Origin of the sequence: Thiorhodovibrio litoralis (assembly GCF_033954455.1) — a bacterium.
GTDB lineage: Bacteria > Pseudomonadota > Gammaproteobacteria > Chromatiales > Chromatiaceae > Thiorhodovibrio > Thiorhodovibrio litoralis.
This window is the reverse complement of record NZ_CP121473.1, coordinates 4742549-4768149: the sequence shown is the minus strand read 5'-3', so window position 1 is coordinate 4768149 and position 25601 is coordinate 4742549. Positions and strand designations below refer to the sequence as shown.

General features: G+C 61.9%; 26 protein-coding genes and 1 tRNA gene. 11 read left to right on the top strand and 16 right to left on the bottom strand.

Annotation, left to right across the window (positions count from 1 at the left end):
- The first annotated feature begins 59 nt into the window (after positions 1 to 59).
- The 5 genes from Thiosp_RS21715 (at position 60) to Thiosp_RS21695 (ending at position 3632) form a co-directional block, all read left to right on the top strand.
- Positions 60 to 1589 carry an RsmB/NOP family class I SAM-dependent RNA methyltransferase gene (locus Thiosp_RS21715; protein WP_323696700.1) on the top strand — a complete coding sequence of 510 codons (1530 nt, stop codon included), beginning with the start codon at positions 60 to 62 and terminating at the stop codon, positions 1587 to 1589.
- Between the two features lie 346 nt (positions 1590 to 1935).
- Positions 1936 to 2265 carry a (2Fe-2S) ferredoxin domain-containing protein gene (locus Thiosp_RS21710; protein ID WP_201067704.1) on the top strand — a complete coding sequence of 110 codons (330 nt, stop codon included), beginning with the start codon at positions 1936 to 1938 and terminating at the stop codon, positions 2263 to 2265.
- 375 nt (positions 2266 to 2640) lie between these two features.
- A complete protein-coding gene (gene rplM, locus Thiosp_RS21705) occupies positions 2641 to 3069 on the top strand; it encodes a 50S ribosomal protein L13 (protein ID WP_201067702.1) in 429 nt (142 codons plus the stop codon).
- 70 nt (positions 3070 to 3139) lie between these two features.
- Positions 3140 to 3529 (top strand): 30S ribosomal protein S9, encoded by a 390-nt coding sequence (gene rpsI / locus Thiosp_RS21700; protein WP_201067700.1) that lies wholly within the window; start codon positions 3140 to 3142, stop codon positions 3527 to 3529.
- Positions 3530 to 3558: 29 nt separating this feature from the next.
- A tRNA-Gln gene (locus tag Thiosp_RS21695) sits at positions 3559 to 3632 on the top strand.
- A gap of 52 nt (positions 3633 to 3684) precedes the next feature.
- Here Thiosp_RS21695 and Thiosp_RS21690 read toward each other — a convergent pair.
- Entirely contained in the window at positions 3685 to 4059 is a 375-nt protein-coding gene (locus Thiosp_RS21690) for a hypothetical protein (protein WP_201067699.1), read from the bottom strand.
- Here Thiosp_RS21690 and Thiosp_RS21685 point away from each other — a divergent pair.
- Complete coding sequence (locus Thiosp_RS21685; RefSeq protein ID WP_323696699.1) at positions 4040 to 5386, top strand: porin; 1347 nt, start codon at positions 4040 to 4042, stop codon at positions 5384 to 5386. The genes Thiosp_RS21690 and Thiosp_RS21685 overlap by 20 nt on opposite strands.
- Before the next feature lie 586 nt (positions 5387 to 5972).
- Here Thiosp_RS21685 and fabA read toward each other — a convergent pair.
- From fabA to Thiosp_RS21620, 13 genes are all read right to left on the bottom strand, one after another.
- A complete protein-coding gene (gene fabA / locus Thiosp_RS21680; protein ID WP_201067697.1) occupies positions 5973 to 6488 on the bottom strand; it encodes a 3-hydroxyacyl-[acyl-carrier-protein] dehydratase FabA in 516 nt (171 codons plus the stop codon).
- Between the two features lie 15 nt (positions 6489 to 6503).
- Positions 6504 to 8360: a proline--tRNA ligase gene (locus tag Thiosp_RS21675; RefSeq protein WP_201067696.1), complete on the bottom strand. Its 1857-nt coding sequence runs from the start codon at positions 8358 to 8360 to the stop codon at positions 6504 to 6506.
- Between the two features lie 111 nt (positions 8361 to 8471).
- Entirely contained in the window at positions 8472 to 8816 is a 345-nt protein-coding gene (locus Thiosp_RS21670) for a phenylpyruvate tautomerase MIF-related protein (RefSeq protein WP_201067695.1), read from the bottom strand.
- A gap of 30 nt (positions 8817 to 8846) precedes the next feature.
- Positions 8847 to 9530, bottom strand: coding sequence for a ribosome biogenesis GTP-binding protein YihA/YsxC (yihA, locus tag Thiosp_RS21665; RefSeq protein WP_242518682.1), 684 nt, complete (start codon positions 9528 to 9530; stop codon positions 8847 to 8849).
- Positions 9527 to 10033, bottom strand: coding sequence for a cyclic pyranopterin monophosphate synthase MoaC (gene moaC, locus Thiosp_RS21660; RefSeq protein ID WP_201067694.1), 507 nt, complete (start codon positions 10031 to 10033; stop codon positions 9527 to 9529). Before moaC ends, yihA begins: the two co-directional genes overlap by 4 nt.
- Before the next feature lie 90 nt (positions 10034 to 10123).
- Positions 10124 to 10672: an inorganic diphosphatase gene (gene ppa / locus Thiosp_RS21655; protein WP_009148521.1), complete on the bottom strand. Its 549-nt coding sequence runs from the start codon at positions 10670 to 10672 to the stop codon at positions 10124 to 10126.
- Between the two features lie 124 nt (positions 10673 to 10796).
- On the bottom strand, positions 10797 to 11039 hold the full coding sequence (locus tag Thiosp_RS21650; RefSeq protein WP_201067692.1) for a DUF4926 domain-containing protein: 243 nt from the start codon (positions 11037 to 11039) through the stop codon (positions 10797 to 10799).
- Positions 11040 to 11190: 151 nt separating this feature from the next.
- Positions 11191 to 13194, bottom strand: coding sequence for a sodium-translocating pyrophosphatase (locus tag Thiosp_RS21645; RefSeq protein ID WP_009148519.1), 2004 nt, complete (start codon positions 13192 to 13194; stop codon positions 11191 to 11193).
- Positions 13195 to 13387: 193 nt separating this feature from the next.
- Entirely contained in the window at positions 13388 to 14641 is a 1254-nt protein-coding gene (locus tag Thiosp_RS21640; protein WP_201067690.1) for a 6-phosphofructokinase, read from the bottom strand.
- Between the two features lie 145 nt (positions 14642 to 14786).
- Entirely contained in the window at positions 14787 to 16190 is a 1404-nt protein-coding gene (locus tag Thiosp_RS21635) for a UbiH/UbiF/VisC/COQ6 family ubiquinone biosynthesis hydroxylase (protein WP_201067689.1), read from the bottom strand.
- The gene (locus tag Thiosp_RS21630; protein ID WP_201067688.1) at positions 16187 to 17584 is read right to left on the bottom strand and encodes an FAD-dependent monooxygenase; all 1398 of its coding nucleotides are present in this window, start codon (positions 17582 to 17584) and stop codon (positions 16187 to 16189) included. Before Thiosp_RS21630 ends, Thiosp_RS21635 begins: the two co-directional genes overlap by 4 nt.
- On the bottom strand, positions 17581 to 19077 hold the full coding sequence (gene pepP, locus Thiosp_RS21625; protein ID WP_207188086.1) for a Xaa-Pro aminopeptidase: 1497 nt from the start codon (positions 19075 to 19077) through the stop codon (positions 17581 to 17583). The genes Thiosp_RS21630 and pepP overlap by 4 nt, the downstream gene beginning before the upstream one ends.
- A 10-nt stretch (positions 19078 to 19087) precedes the next feature.
- Positions 19088 to 19654, bottom strand: coding sequence for a UPF0149 family protein (locus Thiosp_RS21620; protein WP_201067687.1), 567 nt, complete (start codon positions 19652 to 19654; stop codon positions 19088 to 19090).
- 372 nt (positions 19655 to 20026) lie between these two features.
- On the opposite strand from Thiosp_RS21620, the gene Thiosp_RS21615 reads away from it, so the two are divergent.
- The 4 genes from Thiosp_RS21615 (at position 20027) to Thiosp_RS21600 (ending at position 23742) form a co-directional block, all read left to right on the top strand.
- A complete protein-coding gene (locus Thiosp_RS21615) occupies positions 20027 to 20236 on the top strand; it encodes a TIGR02449 family protein (protein ID WP_201067686.1) in 210 nt (69 codons plus the stop codon).
- A gap of 181 nt (positions 20237 to 20417) precedes the next feature.
- Positions 20418 to 20726, top strand: a complete 309-nt coding sequence (locus tag Thiosp_RS21610; RefSeq protein WP_201067685.1) for a cell division protein ZapA — start codon at positions 20418 to 20420, stop codon at positions 20724 to 20726.
- 74 nt (positions 20727 to 20800) lie between these two features.
- Positions 20801 to 22414 carry a peptidoglycan D,D-transpeptidase FtsI family protein gene (locus Thiosp_RS21605; RefSeq protein WP_201067684.1) on the top strand — a complete coding sequence of 538 codons (1614 nt, stop codon included), beginning with the start codon at positions 20801 to 20803 and terminating at the stop codon, positions 22412 to 22414.
- Positions 22411 to 23742 carry an FtsW/RodA/SpoVE family cell cycle protein gene (locus Thiosp_RS21600; protein ID WP_201067683.1) on the top strand — a complete coding sequence of 444 codons (1332 nt, stop codon included), beginning with the start codon at positions 22411 to 22413 and terminating at the stop codon, positions 23740 to 23742. Before Thiosp_RS21605 ends, Thiosp_RS21600 begins: the two co-directional genes overlap by 4 nt.
- 10 nt (positions 23743 to 23752) lie before the next feature.
- On the opposite strand, the gene Thiosp_RS21595 is transcribed toward Thiosp_RS21600, so the two are convergent.
- The gene (locus tag Thiosp_RS21595; RefSeq protein ID WP_201067682.1) at positions 23753 to 24406 is read right to left on the bottom strand and encodes a hypothetical protein; all 654 of its coding nucleotides are present in this window, start codon (positions 24404 to 24406) and stop codon (positions 23753 to 23755) included.
- Positions 24407 to 24626: 220 nt separating this feature from the next.
- Between Thiosp_RS21595 and Thiosp_RS21590 the strand changes: the two genes are divergently transcribed.
- Complete coding sequence (locus tag Thiosp_RS21590; protein ID WP_323696698.1) at positions 24627 to 24944, top strand: hypothetical protein; 318 nt, start codon at positions 24627 to 24629, stop codon at positions 24942 to 24944.
- Between the two features lie 57 nt (positions 24945 to 25001).
- Here the strand turns inward: Thiosp_RS21590 and Thiosp_RS21585 are convergent, their stop codons facing one another.
- Positions 25002 to 25571 (bottom strand): uracil-DNA glycosylase, encoded by a 570-nt coding sequence (locus Thiosp_RS21585; protein ID WP_323696697.1) that lies wholly within the window; start codon positions 25569 to 25571, stop codon positions 25002 to 25004.
- Between the last annotated feature and the right edge of the window lie 30 nt (positions 25572 to 25601).

Genomic DNA, 25601 nt, shown 5'->3' with positions numbered 1-25601 from the left:
TTCTGTTCAACCCCCCTTGTTCGATCTCCCATATTTTCCATCCCGACGCATAATCCCCTATGTCATCACGCCATACGCTGTCCGAGTCCGACCGATCCGCCCTGCTGCGCCGTTGCATGGCGCGTTACCAGCCATTGTTGGCGGACTTTCCCGGCGAATGGGAGGCCTTTGTCGCGGCGCTGCAGCGGCCGCTGCCGGGCTGCGTCTGGGCGCATCCGGATCGGCTGGATCGGCCTGCGCTGGTGGAGCTGATTCGGGCCGAGGAGGCGGGGGCCGGGGGAGGCGGGGATTCGCTGGCGCTTGCTCCGGTGGCTTGGAATCCGTTGGCCCTGCGGCTGCCGGCGGGGTTTAAGGCCGGACAGCGCTGGTGGTATTGCGCGGGTCTGGCTCACGCGCAGGAGGAGGCCTCGCAGCTGCCGGTGCGCTTGATGGACTTGCACCCCGGTCAGCGGGTGCTTGATTTATGCGCGGCCCCGGGTGGCAAGACGGCGCAGATTGCCTTGGCGCTGGGCAATCGCGGGACGGTGCTTGCGAATGATTTCGCGCGCGACCGCATCGCGGCCTTGCAGGGCAATCTGGATCGCCTGGGGATCGTGAATGTCAGCACCACCTGGGGCGATGGCGGTAATTATCCGGCCGCGGCCGGTGGTTTCGATCGCGTGTTGGTGGATGCGCCCTGCTCGAGCGAGGGCACGCTCAGGCGCAATCTGAGTCTGGCGGAGCGGCTTGATCCGGAGGCCATTGCCAATAATCGGCGCTTGCAGGGGCGGCAGTTGGCGCTGTTGCGCAAGGCGGTGCAGTTGTGTCGCGCCGGGGGGCGGGTGCTTTACTCGACCTGCACCTTTGCGCCGGAGGAAAATGAATGCATCGTCTCGCGGGTGCTGGAGGAGCAGGCGGGCCGGGTGCGGTTGGTGCCGGTGGCCGTTGAGGGTTTGGCGAGCAGTCCTGGGGTGACGGAATGGGGCGGGCAGCAGTTGGATGGGTCGCTGGCGCGGTGTTTGAGGCTGTGGCCGCAGCGCACGGATACTGGTGGGTTTTTTGTCGCGGTGCTCGAGAAGGCGTCGGATGCGGCGGAGCTTGAGCCTTCTGCAGGGGCTGAGCTAGTTGTTTCGGGCGATGATGCGGATCGGCTGCCGGGGTTGGCTGAGCATTATGGCTTGGGGGAGGATGTCTGGGACGGGTTGCGGGTGCATCGACAGACGCGGCGCGGGTTGCATCTGCTGGCGGCGGATCACTTGGCACCGGTGGAGCCGGCGGCACAGGGGCGGGGGATGTTTTTGTATCGCACGAATCTTCGCCCGCCTAAGTTGACGACGGCGGGGGCAATGTTACTGGGGCGCGGGGCGACACGGCAAGTGGTGGAGCTTGATCGCGCGCAGCGGGATGCTTACCTTGGCCGTCGGGTTGTTGTGCCTCGCGCTTCGCAGTGCGGGGACTGTCGGGCTGGTCAAGTGATTGTTCGCTATCGCGGGCATCCGTTGGGGGTTGCTTTGTTTACCCGGTCAGGGACGTTGGAGAGTTTGTTTCCGAGTCGCTGGAGTGGGTGTGTTGGGGCTGGTGCTGGCTCTGGTGCCTTGGGTGGGGGGTGATGAGTGGTTTTGCTTGGCCTAGTTGTTCTGCTGGTGTCCTGGTGGGGCTGAGTTTGGTTGGTGGTTCCGGGCGCTGGGCCGGTTGACGCTCGCGGGGGACGCCGTGAATACTTCCCTGTAGGCTTCACGGCGGCGTCCTGCCGCCGAGACCCCCGCGAGCGTCAACCGGCCCAGCACCTCGAGTTCCGTTGGTGGGGCGAGTTGGTCATGCGGGTCCGGTGTGGGTTGCGCGCATTGCATTTTTCCAGCAGGGGCCGTTTGCAAGAAAATTTGATCCGCTTTTGTTGCAGGTGCGGCGGGGTCTGATGTTTCTGTTTTGCTGGGTTTAGGTCGCGAGAGTTCAATCATGTCTTACTATCGCCATCACTTGTTTTTTTGTACCAATCAGCGCGAGGAGGGGCGACGCTGCTGCAATGCGTGCGGGGCGGCGCAGGCGCGCGACTATGCCAAGAAGCGCTCGAAGGAACTCGGGCTGGCGGGGCCTGGGCAGATGCGTGTCAATGCCGCTGGTTGTCTCAACCGCTGTGCGGAGGGGCCTGTGGCGGTGGTGTATCCGCAAGGCGTCTGGTACAGCTATGAGAGTGAGGCGGACGTGGAGGAAATTTTGCAGCGACATATCATCGGTGGTGAACCGGTTGAGCGGCTGCGTTTACCGGATGCGCCAGCGTCGCCCTGACCGTTGGTGGCGAATGGCCCTCTGATTGAATAGTCCGATGCCCAAGCCCTTGCGGTAATCTCACGGATGCATATTCCGGGGTTTTGAACCATGGGCGTTAGGGGGCAAGTCCTGTGGGGACAAGTCCCTCAGTGGTGGATGAATTGGTCTGTTTTTGAGCGTTTTTCTATCTCCAGGCCTTGCGTCCGGTTTGGAGGGTGGCTATACTTCGCGGTCTTTCGCCGGATGAAGCGCCGGGCGGCAGTTAATTGCCTGTACTGCCTTGGCTGCTCACGGCACCCCATTCGCCTAGCTTCGGGCTTGCCCAACTTCGGGTTTGCTCAGATGCTGTTCGCCCAACTTAGGGTTTGGAGCCAAAAGAATATGACATCTGCCATGACAACTAAAAGCGCAAAGCCGGCGGAAGTGCGCCGTGTCTGGCATCTAGTGGATGCTGAGGGCAAGACGCTTGGCCGTCTGGCCACGGAGGTGGCGCGGCGCCTGCGCGGTAAGCACAAGCCGACTTATACGCCGCATGTGGATACGGGCGACTATATCGTGGTGGTGAATGCGGAGAAAATACGCGTTACCGGCAACAAGCTCGAGAACAAAATGTACCATCGCCACACCGGCTATATCGGGAATCTGCGCTCCACCAGTCTGGCGGAAATGCTTGCGCGTCACCCCGAGCGGGTGCTTGAGGCGGCGGTCAAGGGCATGATGCCGCACAACCCGCTTGGCCGCGCGATGCTGAAAAAGCTCAAGGTCTATGCAGGTACCGAGCATCGCCACGCGGCACAGCAGCCGCAGCCGCTGGAAATCTGAGTGACGCGGGGCAACAGCCCAGAAAACGCACAACAGACCCAAACAACATTTTAACCAGGACGACTGATCCATGACCAATACGCACTATGCCACCGGTCGGCGCAAGAGCGCTGCGGCCAGGGTGTTTCTGACCACCGGCTCGGGCAAGATCGAGGTCAACGGCAAGCCACTCGATGAGTTCTTTGGCCGCGAGACCGCGCGCATGGTCGTGCGTCAGCCACTTGAGACGCTGTCGATGCTTGACCGGGTTGACATGTACGTCACTGTTACCGGTGGCGGCACCACCGGACAGGCAGGCGCCATTCGCCACGGTATCGCCCGCGCGCTGGTCGACTTCGACGAGGCCAATCGGCCACCCTTGCGCCAGGCTGGCTTCCTGACCCGCGACGCACGCGAGGTTGAGCGCAAAAAGATTGGCCTGCACAAAGCAAGAAAACGCCCGCAGTTCTCCAAGCGCTAAGCGTTCAGGTTCTTTTTGCTGCTTTTTCTTGGGGGATCGTCTAGCGGCAGGACAACGGACTCTGACTCCGTTAACCTAGGTTCGAATCCTAGTCCCCCAGCCAAAACCTGGCTAATCTGTCAAAAAAAGCCCGCCTTGCGCGGGCTTTTTTCTGCTCAGCCACCTTGGTGGACGCGACAATGAAAGCATGGGGTGCAAAGACCCAACGCCTGTGGACTTTGCAGCGCCTTTTTGTTCTTTTGTTGCGAGAATGCTTCTGGATGCCGGGTCTGGATCGACTGCCACAGCCTAGAATGTTTCTGCGTCATTGGTCTAAGTTGTTGAAAGATATTTTTCTCCCTCCCCGTCGCCCTTCCTTGTTGCGAGCTTGCAACAGCCGCAAAAAATTGTCTCTTTATTTCAAAAAAAATGTTGCGCACTGTTGCGTCCTGGTCTAATATACAAATTGCAACGCATGAGCGCACAAGTTTTTGTGACCCCTTCACCACTTCTACAACAGCGGAGAACACGATGAAAAAGAAACTCATCACGATGGCAGTCGCCGCCGCGATGGCTGCTCCCGCAGCCGCAATGGCTGAGGCTATCATCTACGGCAAGCTGCATGTCTCGATCGACTATGCCGATGTCACCAACGCCTATCAAACGCCTGTATTTGCACCCGACGGCAGAAAGGTTGTCGATGGCGTAGATTTCAACGGCTGGGGCGTCAATGGCCAAGGCAGTTACATGCCTGGTCAAAGCCGGGCTCAACGCGTCGGCGTCAAGGGATCCGAAGATATTGGTAATGGCCTGAAGGCTATCTATCAGTTTGAGATGGGTTTCGCCATGGGCGCTTCAGACGATAACATCCCAGGCGGAAATAATAACAGCTTCAGCGTGCGTAACAGCTTCGTCGGTCTCGCCGGTAGCTTCGGCTCCGTCTTAGTTGGTCGTCATGACACCCCGTTGAAAATTTCAACCGGCAAGCTGGATATGTTCGCTGACACCATGGCGGACTACAACGGCACCGTCGGCTTTAATGGCCTGCGCGTCGATAACGCCATCGCCTATATCTCGCCTAGCTTCTCTGGCTTCCAGTTTATGGGTGCATTGGTCGCTCCGGGTGGCGCCACCGCTTTTGGTGACGATAACGTAAATTCCGATCAGCTGAATGGCGCTTATTCTCTGGCTGGGATCTATAGTAACGGCCCTTACTATGCATCTATTGCTTACGAGTCGCTTAGCAACGAGATGTTCATGGATAGCGCGACGAGCAGAGCTGGAACTACAGTCGCTCCTCCTCCCACTGACTGCCTGACGCCTACCGGTGTTTTAGGGCCAACTAGCACCTGTGGCTACGTCGATAATGACTACGCTAAGTGGCGCTTTGGTTTGGGTATCCTGGATTGGAACGGTTTCACGTTCAGCTTTGTCTATGAGAATCAAGACAACAATCCAGCAGGCGGGACCTACGATAGCACCGTCAGAAACCCACAAACAGGGGCGTTCGTAGCCGTTCCAAATGGCATTAAGAGCCAGGAACTTTGGCAGATCCAGGCTGGCTATGCCTTTGGCAACAACCAAGTTAAGGCAATGTACGGCCAGGCCGGACGTGACTACGACTTGTCAACGTCCAATTACCCAGGCGTTGGGAACACTAACAACCGCACTATGATCGAAGATTGGGACGGCGACCGTAGCACTTGGGCTATCGCCTTTGATCATAACTTCAGCAAGCGGACGAAAGCGTACGTTCTGTACACTCAGGTCGATGACGATTACGAGGACTACACCACTATGATGGGTAATCCCAATATCACCGATGGCTACACGTCCAGTTGGGATGGCTTCTCTGTGGGCATGATCCACAGCTTCTAAGAAGCGGCAATCTCGCCTCCCAAGATACCCCTTCGGGGGTATCCGGAATAAAAAAGCGGCCTTCGGGCCGCTTTTTTTTTTTGACAGGATTTTAGAGTTCAGTGTTAGAGGGGAAATGCTGGCCATTGCTGGGTCAGCTGATTCAGGTGCTCGTAAATAGAACTCGGGAGCCGCCCATTCATGCTGCAGCTCTGAGGAGAGTTGGTCGCTCAAACAGGCTTGCGGTACCGGAGCGCGGCTTGATGTGCTGGGTTGGTCAGGCTTGCAGTGCCTTAGCGCATCTTGATGTGCCGGATGGGGTTCCGGCGGGGCAGATAGATCGACCAACGTTCGATGGCGATCGACTGACGACCGAGCCACAAACGTCTTCTTTATACGGCGCCGTATATGGCGATCACAAATGAGCTTTCGGTTTTGGACCGGGTAACGCGCGCGGGGGTCTCGGCGGCAGGACGCCGCCGGGAAGCCTACAGGGAAGTATTCACGGCGTCCCCCGCGCGCGTTACCCGGTCCAAAACAAGCCTACACCCCATGCAGTTCTAGCTATCAAAAGAACCCAAAATCGCAAAATCTAAAGACCCAAAACCTAAAATCCTTCGGTCGAAGTAAAGAGCCCCACGCGCAGATCCTTGGCGGTGTAGATTTCGCGGCCGTCGACCTCCATGCGGCCGTCGGCGATGCCGAGCACCAGTTTGCGGGTGATGACGCGTTTCATGCCGACGCGGTAGGTTACCTTCTTGGCGCTGGGCAGGACCTGGCCGCTGAATTTGACCTCACCAACGCCAAGCGCGCGACCATGGCCCGGGTTGCCGATCCAGGCAAGATAGAAGCCGACGATCTGCCACAGGGCATCCAGGCCCAGGCAACCGGGCATCACCGGGTCGCCGGGGAAGTGGCAGGCAAAGAACCAGAGCTCCGGGTTGATATCCAGCTCGGCGATGATCTCGCCCTTGCCGTTGGGGCCGCCAGCGTCGCTGATGTGCGTAATGCGGTCCATCATCAGCATGTTCGGTACCGGCAGCTGGGCGTTGCCGGGGCCAAACATCTCGCCATGACCGCAGGCGAGCAGTTGCTCGCGACTAAAGGATTCGGTTCTGCTCATTGAGTGATTGATGATCTATTGCTCTGCGGCGGTAAGCCGCTGGGTGATGAAAGAAACGGCTTGATCGAGGTCGATCAGCTGCATGTCCTGGTCCTGCCGGCCCTTGTACTCCACCTTCGCGTGATCGAGATGCTTGTCACCGATGACCAGCCGATGGGGGATGCCGATCAGCTCCATGTCAGCGAACATCACCCCGGGGCGAGCGTCACGATCATCGAGCAGCACATCAATGCCGGCTGCCTGCAATTGCTGATAAAGCTGCTCGCATGCTTCGCGCACGCGATAGGACTTGCCGAGCTTCATCGGCAGCAGCGCGACCGTAAAGGGCGCGATAGGGGCGGGCCAGCAGATTCCGCGATCATCGTGGTGCTGCTCAATGGCCGCGGCCACTACGCGCGAGACGCCGATGCCGTAGCAACCCATAGTCATGGTGATGGCCTTGCCGGCCTCGTCGAGCACCACGGCTTTCATCGCCTGGCTGTATTTGGTGCCGAGCTGGAAGATATGCCCGACCTCAATACCGCGGGCGATGGTGAGCTGGCCCTGGCCGTCTGGGCTGGGGTCGCCCTCCTGCACGTTGCGCAGGTCGGCGACCGGCGGCAGCGGCAGATCGCGGCCCCAATTCAGGCCAAACCAGTGCTTGCCGTCCTGATTGGCACCGGCGCTGAAGTCGGCAGCGACCGCAACGGCGCGATCGACAATGCAGGGGATGGACAAGTCCTTCGGGCCGAGCGAGCCGGGGCCGGCGCCGATGGCGGCGCGGATTTCGTCCTCGGTGGCCATGCGCAGCGGGCTTGCGACCTGGGGCAGTTTCTCCGCCTTGACGGTGTTGAGCTCATGGTCGCCGCGCACCAGCAGCGCGATCAAGCCGGGGGTAGATGCTGGGGCTGCCGTCTCGGCCGGGTGCAATGCTTCCGGCCTTTGGGAACCAAATGTTTGGTTATTCGCTTGTTTGTTGGCGGCTTGTTTGTTGCCCGCCTGCTGGGTGGTAATTTGTTCTTTGGCCTCTGAAGTTGCGGCAGCGACAATCAGGGTCTTAACGGTGCGCTCGATGGGCTGGCCAAACTGCTCGACCAGATCGGCGATGGTCTTGGCGTTGGGCGTGTCGACCAGACGGGCCTCTTCTGTTGGCGCGGCGGCTTGGGCTGCCGGCGCGACCGCCTCGGCCAGCTCGACATTGGCGGCATAGTCGCTGGCGGTGGAGAAGGCGATGGCATCCTCACCGCTGCTGGCGAGCACATGGAACTCATGCGAGGCGTTGCCGCCGATGCTGCCGGTGTCGGCCTGCACGGCGCGGAAGTCGAGCCCGCAGCGGCTGAAAATGCAGCTGTAGGTCTGGTACATGAGCGCATAGGTCTCGTCGAGCGAGCCATGGTCGAGATGAAAGGAATAGGCGTCTTTCATCAGGAATTCGCGCGCGCGCATTACGCCAAAGCGCGGGCGAATTTCGTCGCGGAATTTGGTCTGAATCTGGTAGTAATTGACTGGCAGCTGCTTGTAGCTGCGCAGCTCATTGCGGGCGAGCTCGGTGATGATTTCCTCATGCGTGGGGCCGAAGCAGAAATCCCGCGCGTGGCGGTCCCGGATGCGCAACAGCTCGGGGCCGTATTGGTCCCAGCGGCCGGATTCCTGCCACAGCTCGGCGGGCTGAACCGCCGGCATGGCAACCTCCAGCGCGCCGGCGCGGTTCATTTCCTCGCGCACGATGGCTTCGACCTTGCGCAGCACGCGCAGCCCGAGCGGCAGCCAGGTATAGAGGCCGGCGGCGAGCTTGCGGATCATGCCCGCACGCAGCATCAGCTGGTGGCTGGCAATCTCGGCGTCGGCCGGGGTTTCCTTCAGGGTATTGAGGGGGAACTGAGACAGGCGCATCGTGGCAACCGGTGGTGATGGGGGTTTCGAGAGGGTGGCGGTGGCGGCTTTGATGCCCGACCCAGGGCAGACAAAGGTCCAGCACAAAAACCGCCAGTTTAGCGGGGCCGGTCAGAAGGTGCCACCATTGAAGCCAAACAGATGCCGCGGCGGGGCACTGAACTCGATATAAACCCGTCCCGCCGGCACCCCGAGATGCTCGCCAACCAGTGCTGTGAGTGCTGCGGACAACTCCGGCGTGCGCGTTTCCGGCAGGCCGAGGCTTTTTAGCTCCAGATAGGCGAGCGGCTCCTGAGAGCCGCCAAAGCACATCTTCGCCGTCGGCTCAGCAATGACCATCACATAGCTTTCTGGCTTGCTGAGCAGTTCGGCGAGCTGCTTGGAGGAGGCGCTCAGCAGGGCATCCCAGGCGCTGTCTTCAAGTTTGGCGTTGGTCTGAATCTTGAGCGTTGGCATGAGGAATTCTCCCGTTTGCAAAAAGTGCCTTTAGGGTGATGTTTGGCAAGTGGGAGCCGACGCGGCCGTCGATTCCGACTGGGAGTCAGCGGAAGATGTCTCGGCAGCGTCAGCTGCGGCGGGCCGAAGGTGCTCCAAAATCCACTGCTGAGCGGTCTCGACACCCTGCGTGGCTGTGGCGGAAAAGGCGAGCAGCTGGCTGCCTGGTGGCAAGTCGGTCAGTTCGCGTCGCACCAGATGCAGGGCTTTGTCGATTGCGCCGCGCTTGAGCTTGTCGGCTTTGGTCAGCAGGATGAGCAGGGGCAGCTCGCCGTCCTGACCCCAGGCCAGCATTTGGCGGTCGATCTCGGTGAGCGGGTGGCGGATGTCCATCAGGACCACCAGACCTTGCAGGGATTGGCGCTCGGCCAGGTAATTGGCCATGAGCTGCTGCCAGCCGGTCTTGATGGCGACCGAGACCTTGGCGAAACCGTAGCCGGGAAGATCGACCAGGCGGCGCTGGTCGTCGAGTTGAAAAAAGATCAGTTGCTGGGTGCGGCCCGGTGTTTTGCTAGTGCGCGCGAGCCGGTTCTGGTGGCACAGGGCATTGAGCGCGCTGGACTTGCCGGCGTTGGAGCGCCCGGCAAAGGCGACCTCGGCGCCCTGATCGGGCGGGGCGTGATCCAGCCCGGAGGCGGCGGAAAGGAAATGCGCGCGCTGGAAGATTGCGTTCATGCCATCGTGGTGCCGGGGGGCTGGTGTTGGTCACGTTGCCAATGTCCGGATTGGCCGCCGTTTTTCTCGACCAGCCCGATGCCGTCCATGGTCATGCCGCGGTCGACGGCCTTGCACATGTCATAGATGGTCAGCAAGCCAATCTGCACCGCGCACAGGGCTTCCATTTCCACACCGGTTTTGGATTGCGTCTCGACCCGTGCGGTACAATGCACCGCCGGCGGACTCTCCTGCGGCTGAAAGTTAACCTCCACATGGGTCAGCGGCAGCGGATGGCACAGGGGTACCAGGTCTGCCGCGCGTTTAGTGGCCATAATGGCAGCGATGCGGGCGATGCCCAGCACGTCGCCCTTGACGGCGTCGCCGGCTTGAATCAATGCCAGGGTGTGACGCTGCATCAGGATGCGCCCGGAAGCGATGGCGCAGCGGTGCGAGGCGGGTTTCTCGCCCACATCGACCATGTGCGCCTGACCCTGGTTGTCGAAGTGCGTGAGCTCAGCCATGTGCTTGACCCTGAATCACAAGGATGCATTCTCCGGGGTGGCCCGGACCATGAGCGGTGGTTAGCAGTTCCGCGGTTAAAAGTGCGGCGGTTAGAAGTTCGGCTTCTCAGGTGCCTCTTCGAACATCTTGACCGAAGCCATGATCTCCTCGCGCGCTTCCTCGCGTCCGCCCCAGCCGGCGATACGCACCCATTTGCCTTCGTCGAGATCCTTGTAGTGCTCGAAAAAGTGCGCGATTTGATCAAGCAGATGCGGCGGCATGTCGCGGAAGCTGGTGATGTTGCGATAGCCCTTGAACAGCTTATCGATCGGCAGAGCCAGAATCTTGGCGTCGTCGCCCGACTCGTCGGTCATCTTGAGCACGCCGATGGGGCGGCATTTAATGACCGAGCCCGGGATGAGCGGATAGGGCGTGACCACCATCACGTCGATGGGGTCGCCGTCGAGCGACAGGGTGTGGGGCACATAGCCATAGTTGCAGGGGTAATGCATGGCCGTGGACATGAAACGGTCGACGAACATGGCCCCGGTGGTCTTGTCCATCTCGTACTTGACCGGCTCCGCGTGCGACGGAATCTCGATGATGACGTTGATTTCGTTCGGCACATTGTCGCCGCGTGGGACGCTGCTTAAATCCATGGAGGTCTCCAGTAAACACTTGGCTGAAAGGCGGGGCTGTTCGCGCCTGTCGGCCAGCTTGAAAACAAAAAAGGCCCTGAACGGGCCTTGGCCAGTCGGGGATTTTACCCCTTTTTGCGCAGGTTTAGGCTGCGACCTCGGCCATGTGATGCAGGCGCATCAGCTTCTCTGTGGGAACGGGCAGTAAAGCACGGGTTCTTCCCTGAGCATCGGCGAAGTCGACCTCGCAGTTTTGTTCATCGTAAATCATGACGATAGTCCCCACCTGGCCGCGCTTTAGAACAAAAGAACGGTTGGTTTCAAAATCTTGCGCCGGCATGTCGATGAGCAGGGCAACAGGGTCGTGAAGACGGAATTCTGATGTCATTGTTCAAGCGATGTAGCAACTGACTAACCGAGGACAATGTTGAGTGATGTTATCCAGTGCGACGTGTTTTGAGCAGGCCTTTTTCCCGACGTTTCAGAAGTCCTGGCATGCAACATATTGTGGCATGCCAGGACTGGCTAGAGCGCCCCGATCACAGTAACGGAACGATCAACAACGCCACGATGTTGATGATTTTGATCAGCGGGTTCACCGCAGGGCCGGCGGTGTCCTTGTAGGGATCGCCGACGGTGTCGCCGGTGACGGCCGCTTTATGCGCCTCTGAGCCCTTGCCGCCGCAGTTGCCGTCTTCGATGTACTTCTTGGCGTTGTCCCAGGCGCCGCCGCCGACGGTCATGGAGATGGCGACGAACAGGCCGGTGACGATGGTGCCGATCAGCATGCCGCCCAGGGCCTCTTTACCCAGAATCACGCCGACCAGCACGGGTGCCAGCACCGGCAGCAGGGAGGGGACGACCATCTCCTTGATGGCGTCGCGGGTGAGCATGTCGACCGCCTTGGTGTAGTCCGGCTTCTGTTCGCCCTTCATGATGCCGGGCATCTCGCGGAACTGGCGTCGCACCTCGTTCACGATACCGCTTGCGGCACGACCGACCGCTTCCATTGCCATGGCGCCGAACAGGTAGGGCACCATGCCGCCGATGAACAAGCCAATAATCACCATGTGATTGTTCAGGCTGAAGTCGATGGTTGCATCGCCGAGCGCATGGGTGTAGTCGGCGAAGAGCACCAGCGCGGCGAGTCCTGCCGAGCCGATGGCATAGCCCTTGGTGACGGCCTTGGTGGTGTTGCCCACGGCGTCGAGCGGATCGGTAATATTGCGGATCTTTTCATCCAGTTCGGCCATCTCGGCAATACCGCCGGCGTTGTCGGTGATGGGGCCGAAGGCGTCGAGCGCCACGATGATGCCAGTCATGCTGAGCATGGCGGTGGCGGCGATGGCGATGCCGTAGAGACCGCCGAGCCAGTAGGACAGCAGGATGGCGAGACAGACCGCAAGCACAGGCGCGGCGGTGGCCTTCATCGAGACACCCAGGCCGGCGATGATGTTGGTGGCATGGCCGGTTTCGGACGCCTTGGCCACCAGTTGCACGGGACTGAACTCGGTGCCGGTGTAATACTCGGTGATGACTACCAGCAGGCCGGTCAGGACCAGGCCGATCAGAGCGGCCAGATAGAGCGAGAAGCTGGCACCAAAGCTGCCACCGGGGCTCATGATCAGGGTGATCGGCAGGAAGGCAACCGCAGCGATGCCGCCGGCGACGATCAGCCCCTTGTACAGGGCGCTCATGATCTTGGTGTCGCCTTCCTCGGCCTTGACGTAGAAGGTGCCGATCACTGAGGCGATGATGGACACGCCGCCAAGGACCAATGGGTAGGTCACAGCAGTGCCGGAGGCCATCAGCAGGGAGCCGAGCAGCATGGTCGCGACCACGGTGACGGCATAGGTCTCAAACAGGTCCGCAGCCATGCCGGCACAGTCGCCAACATTGTCGCCGACGTTATCGGCGATCACCGCCGGGTTGCGTGGGTCATCCTCGGGGATGCCGGCCTCGACCTTGCCGACCAGATCAGCGCCAACGTCCGCACCCTTGGTGAAGATGCCGCCGCCAAGTCGGGCGAAAATGGAGATCAGCGAGCCGCCGAAGCCCAAGCCGACCAGCGCGTGCAGGACTTTTGCCTGTTCCACACCCATCATCGACAGCAGGCCGTAGTAACCGGCGACGCCCAGCAGCGCCAAGCCGACGACCAGCAGGCCGGTGATGGCGCCGCCGCGGAAGGCAACCTGCAGTGCCGCGTCCAGCCCGTCATTGGCGGCCTGGGCGGTGCGCACATTGGCGCGTACCGAGATGTTCATGCCGATGTAACCGGTCGCACCGGACAATACGGCGCCGATCACGAAGCCCATCGCGGTGTAGAAGTCCAGGAAAATCAGCAGGACTAATGCCAGGGCACCGCCGACCATGCCGATGGTCATGTATTGGCGGTTCAGGTAGGCGGTGGCGCCTTCTTGGATGGCTCCGGCAATTTCCTGCATGCGCTCGTTGCCGGGCGAGAGCTTGAGGATCCATTGTACGGACCAGATGCCGTAACCGAGCGCTGCGAAGGCGCAGAGAATCGCAAAAAAGGTTCCCATGGGTTGAACTCACTCCTATCAGGTGGTTGTGACGAGTGTGACCGTCAGGCGCGGTACAGCAGGGACCCAGCTTTGAGGATTCGGGTTGCGCGATGACGGCGACGAACTCCGCGACCGGACCAGTCGGGTCCGGTCTCCAGACGTCCGCAGCGGGAGCAGGTCCGCGACGGGCGCAAGCAGTTGGCGGCCTTTCTTAAAGCGTGAAAGCCGCGAGTTTTTTCTCAACTGGCGCGTTTTTGAGTGTGACAAAACGCGGCAGACCGTTGGTGAAGGGCGGATAGTCCTCGCCCTGGATCAGCGGCAGCAGATATTCCTTGCATGCCGCGGTGATGCCGAAGCCGTCCTCGGTGATGAAATCGCGCGGCATGAACTTTTCCACATTGGCCACCTCGGACAGGGGCGCCTCGCCCACTTCCCAGCGGTAGGGGTTGCTGCTGACCCGCTTGACGGTTGGCATGATGGCGTTGTGGCCGGCCAGCGCAAGTTCCACCCCTGCCTTGCCGGTGGCATAGGCTTGTTCCACATCAGTCTTGGAGGCCAGATGACGCGCGGCGCGTTGCAGATAGTCCGCCACGGCCCAATGGAATTTATACCCGAGTGCTTCTTTGACCATGTTCGCGACCACCGGCGCCGCGCCGCCAAGCTGGGCATGGCCAAAGGCGTCGCGCGTGCCTTGCTCGGCGAGGAAACGCCCGTCAGGATGCTTGGCGCCCTCGGAGACGATCACGGTGCAGTAATCGTACTTCTCGACCATGGTCTTGACCTTGGCCATGAACTTGTCCTGATCGAAGTCGATCTCCGGGAACAGCACCATGACCGGAATATCGTGGTCTTCGATCAGCCCGCCGGCAGCGGCGATCCAGCCGGCATGGCGGCCCATGACCTCAAGCACGAACAGCTTAGTCGAGGTCTTGGACATGGAGCGCACGTCAAACGAGGCCTCAAGCGCCGAGGTTGCGATGTACTTGGCGACCGAGCCAAAACCGGGGCAGTTGTCGGTGATCGGCAGGTCGTTATCGACTGTTTTTGGCACATGGATGGCCTGCACCGGATACCCCATGGTCTCCGAAAGCTGGCTGACCTTGTAGCAGGTATCGGCCGAGTCGCCGCCGCCGTTGTAGAAGAAGTAACCGATGTCATGCGCTTTGAAGACTTCGATCAGGCGCTCGTACTCGCGCTTGTTGGCTTCAAGGCTCTTGAGCTTGTAGCGGCAGGAGCCAAAGGCACCGGCCGGGGTATGGCGCAGTGCGGCGATGTCATCATCGCTCTCCTGGCTGGTGTCGATCAGGTCTTCGGTCAAAGCGCCGATGATCCCGTTGCGCCCGGCGTAGACATTGGCAATCTTGTCTTTGTGCTGGCGTGCGGTTTCGATCACCCCGCAGGCGGAGGCGTTGATTACGGCGGTCACGCCACCGGATTGGGCATAGAAAGCGTTTTTCGCGGGCATCGGAGGTCTCCCTAACTTGGCTGTTTGGGCTGACGTGCAGCAGGAAGTCTGACAGGCATTCAGCCTGAACCTGGCGCGATAGGGTAACGAAAGCCCATGCTGAGCGCACCGAAAAAATCACCTACGTTAGGCCGGTTGCCGGAAATCAGCGCCGCGCGAGCGAGGGCAGGTGACTGCCAAGCCCCATGGCCTCACGGATGAAACCTTGTTTGAGTGGTGGAAGATGATCGACGGCGTTCAGACCCAGGCCGCGGGCGGCGGCGAGCACGGGGTTGGCGTTGCTGAACAACCGCTTAATCGCATCCATGGCGAGCAGCATCTGCTGATTGTCCGTGCGGCGCGCACGCTCGTAACGACGCAGGATCGCGGGGCTGGCAATATCGCGCCCACGGCGACGGGCGTGGGCCAGGGCGTCGTAGAGGGCGGCGACATCGAGAAAGCCGAGATTGACTCCCTGTCCGGCGAGCGGATGAATAGCATGGGCGGCATCGCCGATCAGGGCCGCGCGGCCGTTGAAGTAGCGCATGGCGTGCGAGCGCAGCAGCCCAAAGGAGGCGCGCGGCCCCACCGAGCGGATCTTGCCCAGGCGCTGATCAAACGCCTGCTCAAGCTCGGCGGAGAAGGTGAGATCATCCATGGCCAGCAGTTCCTCGGCGCGTTCTTGCGTGGCCGACCAGACGATGGAGCAGCGCCCGTCGGCCAGCGGCAGAAAGGCCAGTGGCCCGGTCGGCAGAAAGCGCTGCCAGGCCGTTTCGCGATGCCAGTGCGCGGGCTCAACCGCGGCCACGATGGCGCGCTGATCATAAAGCATGGTATCGCAGCCGATGCCGATGGCCGCGCGCACGCGCGATTCTCGCCCATCGGCGCCGACCAGCAGCGTGGCGGTGAGCGAGCTCCCGTCATCGAGCTGGAGGCGGACCTGGTCAGGCTCCAGTGTGAGAGACTGCATGGTGGCCGGGCAGAGCAGGCGCAGGTCGCTCGCCTGCTCCAGCTGCTGCCCCAGCTGTTCTCCCGGTTGTTCCCCCGGTTGTTCCCCCAATTGTTCCCCCAATTGTTCCCACAGCGCCAGGCGGGTAACGCGATTCTCAACAATGTGGCCCAGGTCCGGCTCGCCAAGGGTGGCGCTGTCGAAGTGCAATTCGCCGCGGCCCGGTCCGTTTTCCGGCTGATCCCAGACGACCATCTCACGATAGGGGCTGACGCCAAGCTCCTGCATGCGCGGCCAGGCACCGAGTCGGCGCAACAGCCGCTCGCTCGCGCGGCTCAGGGCGGAGACGCGAAGGTCAATCTCTCCCGCGGGCCAGTCGCGCCTTGGTGGCTGTCCGTCGATCACGGCGATGCGCAGGTCGAGATCGCGGCAGGCGCAGGCCAAGGCCGCACCGACCATGCCGCCGCCGACGATGACGAGGTCGAAGTGTTCGGGGCCGTTGCCGCTTTTCTGGGTGGGGTGGCTCGCGGTAGCCTTGGTCTGAGGCGGTTTTTTGGTGGAGCTTGAGCGGGAATTGCCGGAGCGGGGTTTCCCGGCCTGCGACTTGGATGTGGTGCTCATGCCCGACCTCCCGAAGACTGTTCGGCCCAGCGGATAAAGGCGGGCGAGACCGGCGGCAGGCCGCGCGCGAGCCGCGGCAGCTGCCCGTCAAGTCCCATGAAGCGGCGTGCGAGCCGATGGCGCAGGGGCGGCAGCAGATCCAGCCCGACCAGCCCGAGATTGCGTCCGAGCTGCGCATGGGGGCAGGGCAGGCTGAACAAGCGCACCAGTCCGTCGGTCAGCCCCGCAGTGGCGAGGTGGTCGGCGCGGCGGCGACGCTGATAGGCTTTGAGCAGCGCGGGTCCCCCCAGGTCGGCGGCGGTACTCTGCGCCTCGATCAGCAGGTCGGTCAGTTCGGCGACATCGCGCAGGCCGAGGTTAAAGCCCTGGCCGGCCACCGGGTGCAAGGTGTGGGCGGCGTTGCCAATCAGCGCGAAGCGGTCTTGGATGAGCCGTCGCGCCAGGCGCAGTCGCAGCGGATAAGCCTGGCGTCGAGCCGGCTGGGTGAGGCGCCCAAGGCGCTGGCCAAAGCGCTGTTGCAGGCGCTCAAGAAAGGCCTGGTCGTCCAGCGCCAGAATGCCGGGCACCTCGCGCTCCCAGGCGGTCCAGACCACCGAATAGCGCCCCTGAGTCATCGGCAGCATGGCCAGCGGGCCCGAGCGGGTAAAGCGCTCATAGGCGGTTCCCGGATGACTCCCGTGCATGGGGCCGGATGCGCGTGCCGATTGACCCACCGCTCGTCTTTCACTTGGTCTCCCAGGCTTTGCCTCGGGTGCGTCTCGCGATGCATGCTCAAATCGCATGGCGGCGGCGCTCGAGTCCGTCTCGGGCGTTACAGTGGAAATGATGGCCTGCTGGCCATAGTCCATATCGCGCATCGGGATGCCGAAGCGCTCGCGCAGACTGGAGTCACCGCCGTCTGCGGCCACCACCAGGCTGGCGGTCAGGGTGCGATGCCCGTCGGGCAGCATCACCTCGAGCCGCGCCCGCTCGCCGCTCAGGCTGATCGCGACGATCTGACCAGGCCGGAGCCAGTCGATGTTTGGGTGATTGGCGAGCTCATGGCTGATGGCGGCGCCCATGGCGCGCGCCGGGACCACCTCGCCGAGGGAGTCCACACCTTCCTCAGCGGCGCTCAGATGCGCGAAGCCGGCATGGCCGCGGTCGGAGATGTGAATGCGCCGAATGGGCTCGGCCTCGGGCGCAATCGCCGACCACAGGCCCATGCCGGTGAAAATCCGCCGGCTGCCGAAAGACAAGGCGATCACGCGCTCGTCGTAGCTCGGCTGGCGGGGCGCGTCGGCGGCGACTTTCTCGATGATGGCAATGCGCAGACCCGAGTCGCGCAGCGCGCAGGCCAGGCTGCCGCCTACCAGACCACCGCCGACGATGGCAAGATCATAGTCGCAGGTCATGCTGTTCTCCGTCTGCGCGGGCTGTTGGCGCTACCCGCAGGCGCGCGGCTGTGATGCGAGTGCGGGTCGTTGTTGCTGCCAAGGCTGCTGTTCAGATTGCTGTTGATCGGGCCGCTCTTGTTCCGGATACCGGTTGCTCCCCTGCTGGCTCTGCTTGCACCCGTTGACGGCTTTCGCATCAGGGCCTCAATCTCGTCAGGGTCTTTCGGAACATCCCGGGAGAGAATCTCGGCGCCCGTGTCGGTGATCAGCACATCGTCCTCGATACGGATGCCGATGCCGCGATAGCGCTCCGGCACCTCGGCATCGGGCGCGACATAGAGTCCGGGCTCGATGGTCAGCGTCATGCCGGGCTCAAGCGTGCGCCAGTCCCCTCCGCGTTTATAGGCCCCAACATCATGCACATCAAGTCCCAGCCAATGGCCGGTGCGGTGCATGTAGAAGGGTTTGTATTTTTCGTCCTTGATCAGTTGCCGGACATTCTTCCGAGTGCCCTCGATAAAGCCGAGATCGACTAGGCCGCGGGTGAGCACGCGCAGCGCGGCTTCGTGCGGCGCGTTCCATGGCTCACCGGGGCGCGCTTTGGCGATGGCCGCGCGCTGCGCCGCGAGCACTAGCTGGTAAAGTTCGCGCTGGGCCGGATTGAAGCGACCGTTGATCGGAAAGGTGCGGGTGATGTCCGAGGCATAGCCCAGCAGCTCGCAGCCGGCGTCGATCAGCACCAGGTCGCCGTCCTTCAGGCGCGCGTGATTTTCCACATAATGCAGAATGCAGGCGTTGGCCCCGCCAGCGACGATGGGCGGATAGGCCTGCTCGCGCGCGCGCTGCTCGGCGCAGCTGTGCAGGAACAATGACTCGAGCTGTTGCTCACTCATGCCGGGGCAGCAGCCGGTCATCAGGGCGCGATGCGCGGCGGCGGAAATGCGCGCCGCCTCGCGCATGATGTTGCGCTCTGCCTCGCTCTTGCGCAGCCGCGCCTCGTGCAGCAACTCGCCACTGTCGACCAATTCGGCTGGTGCGCTCACGCCCTTGCGCGCCTGCGCGCGCACCGCACGCAGCCAGTGCATCACGCGCAAGTCGAAGGCGTCGTCCTGGCCGAAGGGATAGCACAGTCGGCGGCGTGAGGCGAGCAGCTCGGGGAGTTTCTCGTCGATGTCACTGAGCGGATGCGCAGCCTTGGCGCCGAAACGCTCAAGCGCGCCCTCGGTGCCAAAGCGGCGTCCGTCCCACTGCTCGCGCTCCGGGTTCTTGGGGCGGACAAAGAGCACATAGTCGCCTTCCTTGTGCTTGGGCGCGAGCACCGCGACGGCATCGGGCTCGGGAAAGCCGGTCAACCACAAAAAGTCGCTATTCTGACGAAAGGGATAGTGGACGTCGCGGTTGCGCAGCATCTCGGTCGCGGCCGGGATGATCAGTGCGCCATCGGGGCCGATGGCCTCGAGCAGGGCGCGCCGGCGCCGGCGGTGCTCATTCTGGCTGATGCCGATTTTCATGCGCCGATACTCACGGGGCGATCAGGCCGCGATCCTCATAAACCAGCATGGCGGCAACCCACAGGAACTCGGTGATTTCCGCCAGTGCCTGCTCGTTGTCTTCGGTGTCGTTGAGTCCATTCAGGTCCATGCGCGTGATCTCTGTCAGGTCGTTGATCGCCTCGCGGGTTTCACCGGAAAAGGTGTTGGGGTCGCAGCCATTCAGGCCAAGCCCGTAAATAAAACCCCGGCTCCAGTCATGCACGCCCTCGGCGCGTGTGGTCAGCGCGGCCTCGGCATGGGGCAGGAGTGGCGTGAAGCCACGCTCAGGGCTGTCAATGGCGTTGAGGGTCTGTTCGGCGATTCGCGTCAGCGCGGCGCGGCAATCATCAGTGTCGGCATCGGTGCTGGCGGTTTTCGGCAAGACTTCATCCAGCCAGCGCTCGAGCGGCGCTCGTTCACCGCTGCACAAGAGCCCGCAGAAGATGCCATGCGCCTCTGGTGGACTCAGCGCCAGCTCGCTCAGGTCGCTGAGATACTCGAGGCCTGGGAAATCCGTTGGGGTGGTAGCAGCGGGATGGTAATGCTCAAGGGACATGGATGCAGGGACGAGGCAGCTTTTGTGTTCGGGTCAATAAAGCCCGGGATCAATCAAATCGAGCAGGTGTGGTCAGTCACAGGGGCTTGGGTTCGAGCGGCCGACCTGGGTAGAAATGTGCCACTTTAGCGCGTGCGCAAGGGGCCCGGCAGACTTGGCAGGAGCTTGTTGGATAATAGCACGGCCGTCGCATGCGGCCCTTGCCGACAGCGGCGTGTCGCGGCCAAAAGTTGCTTGCGCTGTGCGAGTTTTTTCTACAAAGTCGCTGCAAGTCTGTGTCCTTGCGACGCATCCAGGTGCGTTATGCATTGACCGAATGGCTTGTGACTTCTATATTGCAAAGGGTTAATAAGCAAAAAAGATGCTCGCGCGATGTCCGGGTTCGACTTTAACCTTTTCGAAAAGCAGGTGGATGAGCTGGTCGGTTTATGTGACCGACTGCGCGAGGAGAATGCTTCCTTGCGCGCCAGTCAGGAACATCTGGTGACTGAGAGAGCGGAATTGATCGAGAAAACCGAGCTTGCCCGCAGCCGGATCGAGGCAATGGTGCAGCGCTTGAAGTCGCTCGAAGAACAATTTTGACGGGAAACCCGGTTTTCCGGAAACCGATGGCTTGCGGGAAACCAGTGTCTTGGCGGGAAATCAGCCGCAACAGCGCATCAACAGGCCCAGTGCATCAGCAGCAACGCACCATCAATCGTGAGTCGGCATCAATTGCGAAAGTCCACGACAACAGAGGATCTACTGTGAGAGGGCATCCATTGTGAGCCAGGAAAACGCCAACGCGGCCACGGTTCAGATCCTGGACAAAGAATATCGCATTGCCTGCGCGCCCGAGGAGCGCCAGGGGCTGCTTGAGTCGGCGCGCGTGCTTGATGAGCGCATGCGCAAGGTGCGTCAGAACGGGCGCGTACTGGGCGCGGATCGCATCGCCGTGATGGCAGCGCTGAACCTGATCTACGAGCTGATGCAGGAGCGCGACGAACAGGCGATGACGGCGAGCCGGCTGAAGAGCCTGCAGGAACGCGTCAGTCATGCTGTCAGCGCAGAGTCCGGCCCCTCCGAGGCCTGAGGCTCCGCATCCGCATTGGGCCAATTGCTGGCAATTCCTATCCGAGCTGACTCGAGCATCCCGCGCGCCGGATATTGAACCCGCTCGCCACCTTTAACACCCTGATCGACTCGCCCGCCTGGCCAACCTTGCAGCTCGGTCTGCATGGGCTGTTTTTCCTCGCGCTTCTCTATCTGCTCAAGCGGCTGTTCGATCTGCGTCGCACGGCCGTTCTCAAGGGGCTGCCCAAGCCGAAATCCATCGCTGGCGGGTTGGTGGTGGTGCTGGTGCTCGGCTCGGCCTTTGGTGCCGTGCTGGCCTATCAGGCGACTTGGCAGCTGACCGGGATGACCCGCCCGGACTTCATCGCCTTCATGCAGACTTACGACCGGCGCCAGTTCAATCCGGCGCACCGCATCGCACGCGGTCGCATTGCTGATCGCAAGGGGCAGATTCTTGCCTATAGCAAGGAGATCGATGGCCGGGTGCAGCGGGTCTATCCCTACGGGCCAGCCTTCGCGCATGTAATCGGGTATCAGGACCCGACCTTCGGCGCGACTGGGCTCGAGGGCTCGGCCAACGCGCATCTCAACGGCAGCGCGCCGGCCGATCTGCGCGCCTGGCGCGATCTTGGCCAGCAGGTCATCACCCAGCGCGAGCCGCGCGGGCAGGATCTGGTACTCACGCTCGATGCCGGCCTGCAGCGGCAGGCGTTCGCCGCGCTCGACGGGCACGCGGGTGCCGTGGTGATGCTGCGCCCGGCCGACGGGGCGCTGCGGGTGCTGGCGAGCGCGCCGGCCTTCGATCCGAACCGGCTCTCTGCTGACCTGTTCCAGCGCGGGGATACTCAGGCTCGACTGCTCAACCGCGCCCTGCAGGGCCGTTATCCGCCCGGCTCGACCTTCAAGCTGGTGGTGGCAGCCGAAGGCCTGGCGGCAGGGCAGACCGGGCCTCTGCGGTGCGAGGCGAACGGCTACACCACCTCGGCGCGCTATCCCTTGATTCGCGATCATGAGTATTACTCCGCCCGGCGCAGCGGCATGACCTGGCAGGGGCATGGCAGCCTGAGCTTGTCGCGCGCGCTGGCGGAATCCTGCAATGTATTTTTCGCCAAGCTTGGCGTGCAGCTTGGTCATGAGCGCTTTGCCCGCACCCTGGATAATTTTCTCTTCTGGCGCACCATCCCTCTGCATAGTAGCGAATACGGCAGTCTGACCATGACCACCGGCGAGGCCCCGCGCATCGCCGGCTCGGACCAATACGGGCTGGCGCAAGCGGCGATTGGGCAGGGACGGATGCTGATGACACCGGCGCATCTGGCGCTGATCGCCGGCGCCATCGCCAATGACGGCGTGGCGGTCAAGCCGCGGCTGGTCGCTGGCGAGGAGCCCGAGGGACTGGCGCGAATGATGCCGGCTGATCAGGCGCGGCAGTTGCAGCGGATGATGCGCAAGGTCGTCAGCGAGGGCACGGCGCGCGGTATCGATATGCCAGGGCTTGCCATCGCCGGCAAGACCGGCACCGCCCAGAATTCCGATGGAGCGCCGCACAGTTGGTTTGTCGGCTATGCCCCGGCCGACCGACGCGCACCCGAGCAGACCCTGGCGATTGTGGTGCTGGTGGAGCAGGGCGGCTATGGTTCGGCCGCCGCCGCGCCCCTTGCGCGCGATATGCTGCTGCAGGCACAAAAACAGGGCCTGCTGCCATGAGCGCCGCGGGCGTGATGACCTGGCAGGAGAGCTGGGCGGCGCGCGCGCCCGAGCGCCATTGGCTGGGGCTGTGCATCTTCGCGGTCAGTGTTGGCTTCTTGCTGATTTTCGGCGCCCAGCGCAGTGTCGATCGGCTGATTGAGGTACGCGATCTGCTGCCGCTGGCGCTCTATGTGCCGAGCCTGGTGCTGGTGCATCTGACCCTGGTGCTGGCGCGCTTTCGCGGCGATCAACTCCTGGTGGCGGCGGTGGCACTGCTCTCGGGCCTGGGGGTGCTGATGCACTATCGCCTAGGTGCGTTTTCCGTCGGCAGCCTGTCGGAGGCGGCACGCCAGTACGCGCTCTATCCTGTCTGCATGGGCGCGATGCTGATGACAGCACTGGCTGCCATGCGTGGGCGCTACCGCTACCTGGCCGTCTGGCCCTGGCTGTGGGCGGTTATCTCCATCGGTCTGCTGGCGGCCCTGGTGGTGACCGGGCAGCGATTTCGCGGCGCCATCTATGCGGCGGGCTTTCTTACCCCGAGCGAGTTTCTCAAGCTCAGCGCGGTGCTCTTTCTGGCTGCTTTCATTGCTGCGCGCGCGGGGGCGCTCACGGCCTGGCACCATGGCATCCTGCCGCCGGTGAAAGCTCTGCTGCCGCTGGCCGCGGTCTGGGGTCTGTTGTGCGCGCTGCTGCTATGGCAGCGCGATCTCGGCATGTTCGCGATACTGAACCTGGTCTTGCTGCTGTTGCTGACCATGGGCACGGGTAGGATCGGTTATCTGCTGCTCGGGGTCACGGCGGCAGCCGGTGGTGCCCTGGTGCTGCTGCGCTTTTTCAGCCATGGCGCGCGCCGCGTCGATGCCTGGCTGAATCCCTTCGGTGACCCAACCGGCGCGAGCTGGCAGCTGTTGCAGGGCCTTTCCGGTATGTATTCGGGCGGGCTCTGGGGGCAGGGGTTCGGTGCCGGCAATCCCGAGTACATCCCCATCGCGGCCTCGGATTTCGTCTACGCCGTGGTGGGCGAGGAGCTAGGCTTCTTTGGCTCCGTGCTGGTGGTGCTGTTTTTTTTGCTGCTGTTCCAGCGCGGCTTTGCCATCGCGCTGCGCTGCCGCGGAGTCTTCGCCCGGCTGCTGGCGCTCGGGCTAACCGCTGTGTTGGCGGTGCAGACTTTTCTCAACCTCGGCGGCGTGACCAAGCTGATCCCGCTGACCGGCCTTACTTTGCCCTTCATCAGCCAGGGCGGCAGCAGCCTGCTGGCTTCTCTGATTGCCGTCGGCCTGCTGCTTGCGATCTCCGATGGCGAGCCGAAGGGCCGTGGGCGGACAAAACGGCGCAAGGCGTGAGTGTCTAAATTCAATTCCCCGCGTAGCGTTCTTGTTGGCCTGCGGGTCTGATGATCTGATAAATGTTCGACAGATCGTAGTCGCGATAACGTGCCGGCTTTCTGCGGTTTTCTCCACCGTAGCTCAGCATCAGAGCCTTTTTGTGAGCAGGATCTTCCCAGCCAACGAAAATGGCGCTGTGCTCGACGCCTCCGTATTGGTGGTTGATGTAGTACAGCCAGTCGCCTGGCTGCACTAACCCAATATCGGCATAGGGTCCACGATTTTTGCTGCCCTTGAAAACGGTCTTGCGTTGGCTCCTCGGGTATCCCGCGCGGTCATAGACGGTGTCGATGTAATCCCAACAGCTCCCTGGAATTATTTCCTTTTTAATTAGCGTCATACGTCTTCCGGTTGCCAGTATTTCACGGCCGTGGGGTGTCGCCTTTTTTTCTGCCGCTGAGATGATGCCGTGTCCGGAGTTGTCATCGACCTTGGCGGCAGCTTTGTTGGGGTTGGATTGACAAGCGGCGATGCCAAGCGCCAGCAGCATGATTAAGACATGTTTCGTCATGGTTCCGATGCAGCCTCGAGAAAGAGATGTGGTTAATGCAGCCTGCGCGGGGAACGCGCGGGGCGGCGTGAGGGAAATAGCCAATGGTTGACTAATTTCATCGACAATCATTCGCGTTGCCATCAAGCTGTGTCTTATTCAAACAGCGCACGCTTGATCAGGACTGGTTCACAGGCTGACCAGAGTGTGCGTGCGACACCACGAAAGAGGTTGATGAAAAATGGACAGTTTTACGCGAAATTACAGCATCGTTCTGGGCTTGATTCTGGTCATTGTCCTAGGCTTTTGGATTAAGTCTAGCTGGCAACCGCGCGTTTGGGAACTAAATAATATGCTCGAGTCCGACGCCAAGTTGGCCGAGTACCCCTACCAGTTCCGACTGCGCTCGTTGAACAATGGCCTGGCGATTCTTTCCACGCCGCGCAATCCGAGCTTTCCCGCTTATCAGTTTCTGCAGGTCATTCATCCGCGGTTGGCGGGCAAGGACCAGGCTGATCCGGCCATGGTCGCGGCGCAGCAGGAGTTGATTGAGCATCAGAAGCATGCCCAAACCCTGATGTTGGGGCAGCCGGACGTTGAGCGGGTGGACTGGCAGCTTGATGTCAAATGGCTCGCCGATCATGGGGTGCATGCCACTGTGGGCGGTTGAAGCTGCTGTGTAATGGTAAAACCCACCGGCTCTTGGTGATTGCGATTCCGTGGTCCGTTAGCGAGGCGTCTCCGCCAGCTCGCGCAGGCGGCGTGCGACGCGCTGCAGATCATCCCAGCCGCGAGCTTTTTCGGCCGGCGCTCGCAGGTAATAGGACGGGTGGTAGGTCACGAGCAGGGGAATCTGGTTGGGGCCGAAACTGTGCCAACGCCCGCGCAGGCGCCCTACCGCCTCGCCCGTCTGCAAGAGTGATTGGGTGGAGATACGACCCAGGCAGAGGATGATCTGCGGTGCGATCAGCGCGATCTGTCGTTCGATGAAAGCGCGGCAGGCGGCAATTTCCTCGGGTAGCGGGTCGCGATTACCCGGCGGGCGACACTTGATGATGTTGCCGATGTAGACCTGTTCGCGCGGCAGATCGATGGCCGCCAGCATGCGGTTCAAGAGCTGTCCGGCACGTCCGACAAAGGGCTCACCCTGCTGGTCCTCGTCCTTGCCCGGTGCCTCACCGACGAGCATCAGCCGTGTTTCGCGGTTGCCGACGCCAAAAACGGTGCGATTGCGTGTCTCGCATAGTCCGCAGTCCCGGCATTGGCTGACTTCAGCTTCGAGCTGCGGCCAGTCCATGGTGGCGATGCTGTCAGCTCTTGCTCCCAC

Coding starts and splice junctions, on each gene's coding strand:
- Thiosp_RS21715 (WP_323696700.1), top strand. CDS start 60: ATGTCATCACGCCATACGCTGTCCGAGTCCGACCGATCCGCCCTGCTG.
- Thiosp_RS21710 (WP_201067704.1), top strand. CDS start 1,936: ATGTCTTACTATCGCCATCACTTGTTTTTTTGTACCAATCAGCGCGAG.
- rplM (WP_201067702.1), top strand. CDS start 2,641: ATGACAACTAAAAGCGCAAAGCCGGCGGAAGTGCGCCGTGTCTGGCAT.
- rpsI (WP_201067700.1), top strand. CDS start 3,140: ATGACCAATACGCACTATGCCACCGGTCGGCGCAAGAGCGCTGCGGCC.
- Thiosp_RS21685 (WP_323696699.1), top strand. CDS start 4,040: ATGAAAAAGAAACTCATCACGATGGCAGTCGCCGCCGCGATGGCTGCT.
- fabA (WP_201067697.1), bottom strand. CDS start 6,488: ATGAGCAGAACCGAATCCTTTAGTCGCGAGCAACTGCTCGCCTGCGGT.
- Thiosp_RS21675 (WP_201067696.1), bottom strand. CDS start 8,360: ATGCGCCTGTCTCAGTTCCCCCTCAATACCCTGAAGGAAACCCCGGCC.
- Thiosp_RS21670 (WP_201067695.1), bottom strand. CDS start 8,816: ATGCCAACGCTCAAGATTCAGACCAACGCCAAACTTGAAGACAGCGCC.
- yihA (WP_242518682.1), bottom strand. CDS start 9,530: ATGAACGCAATCTTCCAGCGCGCGCATTTCCTTTCCGCCGCCTCCGGG.
- moaC (WP_201067694.1), bottom strand. CDS start 10,033: ATGGCTGAGCTCACGCACTTCGACAACCAGGGTCAGGCGCACATGGTC.
- ppa (WP_009148521.1), bottom strand. CDS start 10,672: ATGGATTTAAGCAGCGTCCCACGCGGCGACAATGTGCCGAACGAAATC.
- Thiosp_RS21650 (WP_201067692.1), bottom strand. CDS start 11,039: ATGACATCAGAATTCCGTCTTCACGACCCTGTTGCCCTGCTCATCGAC.
- Thiosp_RS21645 (WP_009148519.1), bottom strand. CDS start 13,194: ATGGGAACCTTTTTTGCGATTCTCTGCGCCTTCGCAGCGCTCGGTTAC.
- Thiosp_RS21640 (WP_201067690.1), bottom strand. CDS start 14,641: ATGCCCGCGAAAAACGCTTTCTATGCCCAATCCGGTGGCGTGACCGCC.
- Thiosp_RS21635 (WP_201067689.1), bottom strand. CDS start 16,190: ATGAGCACCACATCCAAGTCGCAGGCCGGGAAACCCCGCTCCGGCAAT.
- Thiosp_RS21630 (WP_201067688.1), bottom strand. CDS start 17,584: ATGACCTGCGACTATGATCTTGCCATCGTCGGCGGTGGTCTGGTAGGC.
- pepP (WP_207188086.1), bottom strand. CDS start 19,077: ATGAAAATCGGCATCAGCCAGAATGAGCACCGCCGGCGCCGGCGCGCC.
- Thiosp_RS21620 (WP_201067687.1), bottom strand. CDS start 19,654: ATGTCCCTTGAGCATTACCATCCCGCTGCTACCACCCCAACGGATTTC.
- Thiosp_RS21615 (WP_201067686.1), top strand. CDS start 20,027: ATGTCCGGGTTCGACTTTAACCTTTTCGAAAAGCAGGTGGATGAGCTG.
- Thiosp_RS21600 (WP_201067683.1), top strand. CDS start 22,411: ATGAGCGCCGCGGGCGTGATGACCTGGCAGGAGAGCTGGGCGGCGCGC.
- Thiosp_RS21595 (WP_201067682.1), bottom strand. CDS start 24,406: ATGATTGTCGATGAAATTAGTCAACCATTGGCTATTTCCCTCACGCCG.
- Thiosp_RS21590 (WP_323696698.1), top strand. CDS start 24,627: ATGCTCGAGTCCGACGCCAAGTTGGCCGAGTACCCCTACCAGTTCCGA.
- Thiosp_RS21585 (WP_323696697.1), bottom strand. CDS start 25,571: ATGGACTGGCCGCAGCTCGAAGCTGAAGTCAGCCAATGCCGGGACTGC.